The organism is Prosthecobacter dejongeii (genome assembly GCF_014203045.1).
GTDB classification, from domain to species: Bacteria; Verrucomicrobiota; Verrucomicrobiia; order Verrucomicrobiales; family Verrucomicrobiaceae; genus Prosthecobacter; species Prosthecobacter dejongeii.
In genome coordinates this window covers 1,205,891-1,214,214 of sequence record NZ_JACHIF010000001.1, presented here as the reverse complement: position 1 = coordinate 1,214,214, position 8,324 = coordinate 1,205,891, and the positions used below count along the sequence as shown (strand labels likewise).

The following is an 8,324-nucleotide window of genomic DNA, read 5'->3' as shown; positions in this document are numbered from 1 at the left end:
CGCCTAAGTGATTGCATAGATCCTTGGGTCGTTATCATGGCGTTCGATCATAGGGGAATTACAAAATTGCATTTTTCCGCCGTCCTAAAGGCCTTTTTGTCAACTTCTAGGGGAGCCACATGCCTCCCGTCTCCCATTCTTCGTCCACTGCCGTGCCAGATTATGTCAAAGTCCACGGTATTCCTGGGCTTTATCGTCACAGCCGTTCGGGCATGTATTTGGGCCTCAAGAAGGTCGAGGGCAAACGCAAGGAGCATTCTCTAAAAACCACGGATCGCAAGATAGCTGAGCGCCGTCTGAAGGCCTGGATCGACGAGCTTGGCAAGGTGGACACTTACCTGGAGAAGACCACGCTGGAAGAGCTGTTTGCCAAGCTGCTTGCCGTGAGCGCTGACAAGTCAGCCAGCTCCATCGACTTCATTGAAGGCGTCAGGGATGAATTCCTTGGCTGGTGCTCTCACGGCAGCAAATTCCAGGTCCGCAACGTTCGTCCATTCCCTTCTGAATGAATGGCTGGCCATCTTGGGCAAACGTGTAAGCAGCACCAGCTATGCCGGGATGTTCAAGGCCTCAGACTTAAACGAAAGGTTCCGCATTCCGACCGGGCAATTCTAGGACGCTTTCTGCTCATTATCACCGCCGCTTGAACCCACACTGGCAGGGGTTCATGGCGGCGACGAGCATGAAGGCAGCCGGAAAGGTCACCGTTCCCGCAGCGCGGGAGATGGTCACCCTGCCATCTTCCAAAGGCTGCCGCATGACCTCCAAAGTGCTGCGGCGAAACTCAGGCAACTCATCCAGAAACAGCACCCCATTGTGCGAAAGGCTGACTTCGCCCGGCCCAGGATTCGTTCCCCCGCCGAGCAGTCCCGCATCGCTGATGGTGTGGTGAGGAGAGCGAAAAGGCCGGGTGGCGACGAAGGCCTGCTGCTCACTCAAAAGGCCGCCCACACTGTGGATCTTTGTGGTCTCGATGGCCTCCTCCTCCGTCATGCTGGGCATGATGGTGCCCACGCGCTTGGCGATCATGGACTTACCCGTGCCCGGAGGTCCCACCATGAGGATATTATGCCCACCCGCGACGGCTACCTCAATGGCACGCTTCGCGTCGCCCTGGCCCTTCACGTCGGCAAAATCAATGTCGTAGTGCGCGGCGGCGGCGAAGAATTCCGTGGCGCGGCAGGGCTCGGGCGTGAGTTCGATGTCCCCCTTCAGATACTCCACGACCTCGCGCAGGTGGCTGACTCCGATGATGTCAATCCCGGCCACCACGCTGGCCTCGATGGCGGCGCGCTTGGGCACCAGCAATCGTTTGCGGCCCTTGGCCCGGGCCTCCAGAGCCACCGCCAGCAGACCGCGTACGGGGCGCAATTCACCATTCAGCGCCAGTTCACCGATCATGGCCGTTTCCGCGAGCACGGCGATGGGGATTTTAACCCGATGGGCGATGAGCGAAATGGCGATGGGCAGGTCAAACCCAGGCCCTTCTTTTTTCAAATCTGCCGGCGCTAGGTTCACCGTGGTCACGCCATCATTCATGGCAAAACCGCAAGAGGAAATGGCCGCCGTCACCCGCTCCCGACTCTCTTTCACCGAGGCATCCGGCAAACCCACGATGAACATCTTCTGTGTGCCGCCTGTATCGTAAGATTCGATCTCGATCTCGATCGCATTGACGCCAAGAAGCGTGGCTGAGTAGGTGCGGGCAACCATGAAAGGCCACTATTCAAATGCTCACCCAAGCTGCAAGGAAGGATTTGAAAACCCGTGCGTGATTTGCGCAGCCACTCGTTTAGCCCGGCTGCGCATCATCGGCGGGTTATCGGCATCATGGCTGAGATCACACAAAAGAAGGCCTATCCGCAGCGATGGGTCGTGGTTTAAATAAGAACGACGTTGTTCGTATTCCTTTAGAGTCCCACTCCTCTCACCCCTCATGAGACTCCTTTCCCTCCTCCTGCTGGCGGCCCTGCCGCTGCTCTCTCAAGAGCCCACATCGCCCCCAGCGAAAAGCCCCCCACCCCAGCCACGCAAAGCGTGGGAGCCCATCGTTTTGAAGGCGGATGACAAGCCAGCCTTTCCAGCACCTCCCATCGGTTGGGACGTGAAGCGTGCAGACATTCCCCACGGCAAGCTGGAGATGATTGAATACGATTCTAAAACCGTCGGCACACGCCGGAAGATGCAGGTTTACACCCCTCCCAACTACTCAGCGGCGAAAAAATACCCCACGCTCTATCTGCTGCATGGTATTGGCGGAGATGAAACAGAGTGGGCCCGATTCGTCTCACCTGAGGTCCTTCTGGACAATCTCATTGCCGATCAAAAAGCCGTGCCCATGATCATCTTCATGCCGAATGGACGTGCGCAAAAGAACGACCGGCCCACGGGCGATGTCTTCCAGCACGCACCCGCCTTTGCCGTCTTTGAGCGCGATCTTTTGGATGATGTGATCCCGGCCATCGAATCTCGCTACAGCACCTTTCAAGACCGAGAGCACCGGGCCATCGCAGGTCTTTCGATGGGCGGCGGGCAAGCACTGAATTTCGGTCTCGGGAATTTGGAGACCTTTGCATGGGTCGGAGGCTTCTCATCTGCTCCCAACACAAAAAAGTCTGAAGACCTTCTCAGCCCCGCAGCCGCCCAACAACTCAAACTCCTCTGGCTATCCTGCGGCAATCAAGACGGTCTCCTCCACATCAGCCAAGACTTTCATGCATATCTCAAGATCCAAAACATTCCCCACCTCTGGCACGTAACCGACCACGGACACACCCCGCCCGAATGGAAGCAGGCCTTTTACTGGTTCGTCCAACAACTGACTTTTGCTCAGGGCACCGGGCCTAACTAGAGGAGTGAAGCAGAATCTCAATCTGAAGGAATCGTTGCAGGACGGCGGCGGCGTGGAGGTGCAAAGGCTGGCATGGGTAAACTGGCGCCTTTTTTGATCCAGATTTCTTGAATGACTTGGACAAATGGGACCGCTTTTTCCGTTATCCTTGATTCCATTTCATGAAGACTTTTGCCACTTTTCTCCTCGCGGCTGCGAGCTTGACGACCTCTATCCCCCAGACGTCTGCGGCGGAGGCGGTGCCTCCTTTCATTGTGCAGAGTCATCGAGGTGCGGGGGTGTTGGCAGCGGAGAATACCATCGCCGCGTTTGAGCTGGGCTGGGGCTTGGGGACGATCCCGGAGGCGGACATTCGCACGACGAGTGATGGCGTGATCGTGGCGTTTCACGATGCCGACTTTGCCCGCGTGGTGCATGGGGCCGATGAAGCGCTGAAAAAAAAGGGAGTGCAGGATGTGACCTTTGACGAGCTTTCGAAACTGGAAGTGGGGGCGGAGAGTCCGCAGGGTTTCCAAAAGCGCCACGTTTCCAGCATGGCGGATATTTTTGCGATCATGAAGGGGCGGCCTGAAAGACGGCTGTATCTGGACATCAAGCAGGTGAGTCTGCCTGCCCTGGCGACGCTGGCCAAGCAGCATGAAGTGGCCCCGCAGGTGATCCTGGCATCGACCAAACTGGAGGTGATCCACGAATGGAAAACGCTGCTACCAGACTCCCACACGCTGCACTGGATGGGCGGCACAGAGGAGAGTCTGAGAGAGCGAATTGAAAGCCTGAAAAAGACCGGCTTTCCGGACATCACGCAGGTGCAGATCCACGTGCGGGAAAGGAAGGGGACGACGGGCTGGACCGAGATCGAGCCTTCGGAAGCGTTTTTGAAAAGTGTGGGCCCGGAGCTGAAAAAGCGCGGCATCCTTTTCCAGTCCCTGCCCTGGGGGGCCAACTCACCCGGCATCTATGAACGCCTGCTGGAGCTAGGCGTGGAGTCCTTTGCCACAGATCATCCCGACGTGGTGATGCCGCTGATGCGGAAGCATTACGGCCAGTAGGCTGGTACATTTCCCGACAATGGGGGCTCCTCCGTTGCGGTAGTCCAACAGCGCAGCCGGAGAATAAATCGTAGCTTAACAGTAGGCAGAACAACGTGGCCCCAAATACTTTCAGTTGATGCGCCAAGGCTTCATTGGCAACACTGAGATGGAACAACAATCGATTCGAGTATCGCTGTAAAAGCTATATTGTAGCGACACGACTATCAATGTTAATAGCTTACTTCGAAGAAAAAGATTCATTTGCTTTCGAATTCTCCAAGCCAAGCAGGGCGTATATTTAAGCTATCATGCATATCCGGATATGGACCCTCCCAAGGAATTTGACCTGAGTCATCTAAATGCACGGGCTTACCGACGAGGGTGATATTTAACTCATCTTTGAAAAATTGAATAAAATTCCTACTATATATTAATTGGTTTTCAACGGTGCCTCGGTTACCAAATCTTTCATGGGTGAGTGCCACATCAAAGCTTTCGACTTTGGCTAAAGCTGCTCTTCTATAATGGAGTTCCCCAGGCTTAAGGAAACCCTCGTAAACCGCATTACTTTGATAAGGCAATTGTGAATTAAAGCGGCTTAGTTGGAAACTATCGAAAATGCATAAATTATTAAATTTAGGCATAATGGTGTCACTCCAGACAATCCAAGCCTCTTCGTTTGGAAGTAAAGATTTACTGCTTATCGTCGTTGCTTTAACAAGCAACAATCCTTTTAATCCTGATCGCTCAAGTGCTCGTTTTACGCCTCCTCGCACTAACAAAAATCGACCTCCAATAGTGTGAGATATCGTTCCACATTCTCGTCCTATAGGAGTGACAGGAGCCTCTAAATATGGTGCACCAACTTCGTCATGCTCCCTATTGGCAGAGGTTTTCCCAAGAAAATCTGGATGAAAAACTTGGCAATACTCAAATTTAAAGAGTTCATGCGGAGAATATTCTCTACTTTTATAAATAGATACCGGATTACCTGAAACAATTGCCTTATTGCGCAAGTCGACACCTAGTTGTTGTAGTGAATCAATAATCCTTAATACTAAAGGGTTATCTCCAGCTAGTGGTAAAGGCGCAAAGAGATCGCCTCCGATATCGATAATGTCTCCTAATAGGGACTTAAATTTATTATATGCCGCTGGGTCTAGACCTTCCGACTCATCATCAGATCTCTTGCGACGAATGTAAATATGATATTTCTCAGTCATTACTGAATTACTCTGGAAGTTAAAAAGTCTTTACATTGTAATTATAGGCTACCAAGACCCGCTCAAGATCCGATGCTTCTAGCTGGTCTAATCAACTCCTGCTCGTCCCAACCAGCTAAATTAACCATGGTCGTCATCCGTGCATTCTTTAAGCTTTTCAAAAAGGGGATCCGCTTTTGAAGGATCAAAACCAAATATATCTTTGGGAGTTACAAATATAAAGCAACTTTCCCACAAACACACCATCCATTCCTCAGCCATTCCGCTCAAGGATTTTTGTAAATCTAGAATCAAAGATGCGTTAAGGTATCCCTCTGTAAGAAAAGCAATATCTATAAAACGGGAGGTATTGTTGTATGATTGATGAAGTTTAAATGATTCCGCCCCTACGTATTTTTCGAGGATTATTCCAACCAGATCAGTTGCTAATTCGAATTCTTTTTCAAATCCCTCAGTTTTTTCAGCATGATTGAACGACCTGTTATCAAATAGTTCTTCAAATCTTCTTTCTGTGCATACTTGTAATAATCTCATAATTTTTGATTAAAATTAATTACTCCATCAACTCTCCAAGAAGCATTGTTAATTTAAATATTAAGAATCAATTTCTTCAGTTCCTCACGAATCAACCGTATTCTTATTAAAGATGACGGAAAAGTTTGGTTCTCCAGTTTCCATTTGATTTTGAGCCTTGGTCCTGTGGAGCTAATTTAGTGATCTCACTTTGTGTCTGCACTCTTGAATCAATGATGTTCTTATTTTCAGATCATATATTCTATATTACCTAGTTCGATTGGCTTATTTCCCTCCAATAGAAATTGGAGGGACTCTTTCCAAGACCCAGGCTTTAAAGAACCCCAATACAATAGCTTGTAATCAGCGAAGCCTATCAGCCGCCCGCCCTCTGTCAGTAGCAACTCAATATGCATATTGTTGCAATCTCCGACTGGGGCAATTTCTTCCCCTATGTATGCGTAAGTAAGCTGGTGTTGACCGTAATTTCTTCCAACCTTAATGAGCGAAGGGAGGCAAAAGCGTGCCGTCATTAAGTCTGACGTTTGATGATGGAAATACTTCACGGATTTGCCACCATACTCGGCTACAAATTCCTGAAGAAAGTCATTCCAAAAAAATCCATTTTCTAAATATAAAAAATTTTATCGGATTATCCATTAAGTTAAATAACTTGTTTGATTTTGAGATTGCCCAATCAATTTGCTACAGTTTCTGCGATCATTTGTCACTACCGGAAGACCTTTTTAACTTTTCTGACTAAAGATCATGGCCCTGGGCAATGGCATCCCGTCTCTGGTGTGCCGCTTTGCTAGCAGATCACCGAGGGCTTCATGTGGCAGGACATCGGGCTGGCCGACTGGCTCGCTGACCTGGATAACTGCAACGGCCCTGGCGATCGCCAAAGATCCCCCGCACCAAAGGCCAAAGCGGCCCAGGCTCACGCATTCGTGCCCAAGCGACAGCGCGAAACCAAGGCCATCCTGCGCAAAGCCGCGACCAAATCGGCCTAACGTCTTCCGTGATTAAAATCCACTGGGGCCGTCTTGGGATCGGCCCCTTGGTTCGCACCCATGTTCACGTTTTTGCAGGAAGGGTCCACGACGATGGTGACTGGGCGATTCTGAAATACGTTGCCGGTCATCTGGATGTCATGGCCATTCGGTGCAAAGGTGACGGCTTCCTGAGGCGCTGAGTCTCCCAGGGAGAAGACATTGTCCCGCACGATGACTGGGCCGTAAGAGGCACCTTCTTCGTAAAGAGTGAAGTAGAGCTCCGGGAAGCTCACGGGCTTGCCCGTCTGGTAGGCGATGCGGCCCCGGCGCAGGTCGGGCTCGTTTTTCGTGGTGTTGTTCACGAACACATTGCCCTGGAGGATGAAGTTTTTCGGCTGGTTGATCCAGTTCCCACGCCCGCCATTGCGGAAGGTATTGGCCACGATGGTGACATCCGTGCAGGACTTCTCCACGCTCATCACTCGAGAGCCGTTGGTGCCATCAATCAGGTTCCCTGTGATGGTGGCATTCTGGCAAAATTCGGCCAGGAAGAAGGCCCCCATGCGCGAACCGAGAATGTGATTGTTGGTAAAGACAATGTTTCTGCACGCCTGGATGTGCATGGTATCCCCGAGGGCACTGAGCTGGCAGCCAGTGACCCGCACGTCCTGGGTTCCGGTGATGTCAAAAGCCCCCTTCCCTGGCCCGCTACCGGTGGGTGCGTAGGCGGCCAAATACGTCGCAGAGATATTGTGAGCCATGATCAGCTCCCCATCTGCGCCACCCTCAAAACGAATGGGAGGGCCGCCTGGAGTCTCGGCGATTTTGATGAACTCCGGGGTGGACTCGACGATGAAGTATTGCCGCCCCCTAACCAAGTTTGCTGTAAAATGTGCACCCATGAAGGTGAGGGCTTCCTTGGGCTCGGCACTGGCACTGACGGGCCAGGGATCCGCCTGATTGGCCAAATAAACTCGGTCGTCTCCAGGCTGGATAGAAATAACAGGCCGCAGTCTGTCCATGCGAAAATACTTTCGGGCTCGCTCCACTTCCCACGGTTCATAGGCCTCGGGCCAGGTGAGGATCTGCCACAGGTAGCCATAGTCCCACATGAATTTGCCACTGCGCAGCAGCGTGCAGCTTTCCACCGCCACTCGCTGAGCCGGAGTGATGACCGCCCCTTCCTCGCCCTTTTTACTGAGGCCATGCACACCGATCACCGCGCCGGCGAGGCCGTTTGATTTTACGTCGCGGAACAGGATGTCATGCGTGGCACCGCTTTCCGAGGTCGTGATCTCGATGCCTTTGGTATTCACACTGGGTTCCCAGGTGTTGTCCTTTTGCGCAGGGTCAAACACCTGCCCGATGAATTCCCCGCCTAACCAAGTGAGGTGCTGAATGTCCTTCCCGGCAAACATGACCACGCGTGCTTTGTCGCCCAAAACTTTTGGCAGGTGAAAGCGCGCCCCATAAGCGGTGATGGTGAGGTGTGATCTGAGGGCTAACGGCTGCTCACCTGCTAGATGATAGTCTCCTGGCGGGATGGTCACCGCACCGCCCTGCTGCAACAATGCGGCAAGGCGTGCCGTGTCATCCCCCTGCAAAGGAGCTGCCACCGATAAAAGAAAGAGAGCCAGGAAACCGTGAGCGAAGCCTTTCATACCCGGAGTCTAACGAAGCGAAGACCGGTTTGACCACGACAAAGAGTGTG

At 52.1% G+C, this 8,324-nt stretch carries 8 protein-coding genes; 4 read left to right on the top strand and 4 right to left on the bottom strand.

Annotated elements, in window-relative coordinates; genetic code table 11:
- The first annotated feature begins 119 nt into the window (after window positions 1–119).
- Window positions 120–509 (top strand): hypothetical protein, encoded by a 390-nt coding sequence (locus tag HNQ64_RS04810; RefSeq protein WP_184205907.1) that lies wholly within the window; start codon window positions 120–122, stop codon window positions 507–509.
- A gap of 124 nt (window positions 510–633) precedes the next feature.
- Here HNQ64_RS04810 and HNQ64_RS04805 read toward each other — a convergent pair whose 3' ends face one another.
- A complete protein-coding gene (locus HNQ64_RS04805; protein WP_184205905.1) occupies window positions 634–1,713 on the bottom strand; it encodes a YifB family Mg chelatase-like AAA ATPase in 1,080 nt (359 codons plus the stop codon).
- A gap of 223 nt (window positions 1,714–1,936) precedes the next feature.
- Here HNQ64_RS04805 and HNQ64_RS04800 point away from each other — a divergent pair, with 223 nt between their 5' ends.
- Both HNQ64_RS04800 and HNQ64_RS04795 read left to right on the top strand, forming a co-directional pair.
- Entirely contained in the window at window positions 1,937–2,851 is a 915-nt protein-coding gene (locus tag HNQ64_RS04800; protein ID WP_184205903.1) for an alpha/beta hydrolase, read from the top strand.
- A 161-nt stretch (window positions 2,852–3,012) separates the two neighbouring features.
- Window positions 3,013–3,900 (top strand): glycerophosphodiester phosphodiesterase, encoded by an 888-nt coding sequence (locus HNQ64_RS04795; RefSeq protein WP_184205901.1) that lies wholly within the window; start codon window positions 3,013–3,015, stop codon window positions 3,898–3,900.
- 239 nt (window positions 3,901–4,139) lie between these two features.
- Here the strand turns inward: HNQ64_RS04795 and HNQ64_RS04790 are convergent, their stop codons facing one another.
- Window positions 4,140–5,105, bottom strand: coding sequence for a hypothetical protein (locus HNQ64_RS04790; RefSeq protein WP_184205899.1), 966 nt, complete (start codon window positions 5,103–5,105; stop codon window positions 4,140–4,142).
- 120 nt (window positions 5,106–5,225) lie between these two features.
- The gene (locus tag HNQ64_RS04785; RefSeq protein WP_184205897.1) at window positions 5,226–5,639 is read right to left on the bottom strand and encodes a hypothetical protein; all 414 of its coding nucleotides are present in this window, start codon (window positions 5,637–5,639) and stop codon (window positions 5,226–5,228) included.
- 812 nt (window positions 5,640–6,451) lie between these two features.
- On the opposite strand from HNQ64_RS04785, the gene HNQ64_RS04780 reads away from it, so the two are divergent.
- On the top strand, window positions 6,452–6,631 hold the full coding sequence (locus HNQ64_RS04780; protein ID WP_184205895.1) for a hypothetical protein: 180 nt from the start codon (window positions 6,452–6,454) through the stop codon (window positions 6,629–6,631).
- Here the strand turns inward: HNQ64_RS04780 and HNQ64_RS04775 are convergent.
- Window positions 6,628–8,274 (bottom strand): right-handed parallel beta-helix repeat-containing protein, encoded by a 1,647-nt coding sequence (locus tag HNQ64_RS04775; RefSeq protein ID WP_184205892.1) that lies wholly within the window; start codon window positions 8,272–8,274, stop codon window positions 6,628–6,630. The genes HNQ64_RS04780 and HNQ64_RS04775 overlap by 4 nt on opposite strands.
- Window positions 8,275–8,324 lie beyond the last annotated feature (50 nt).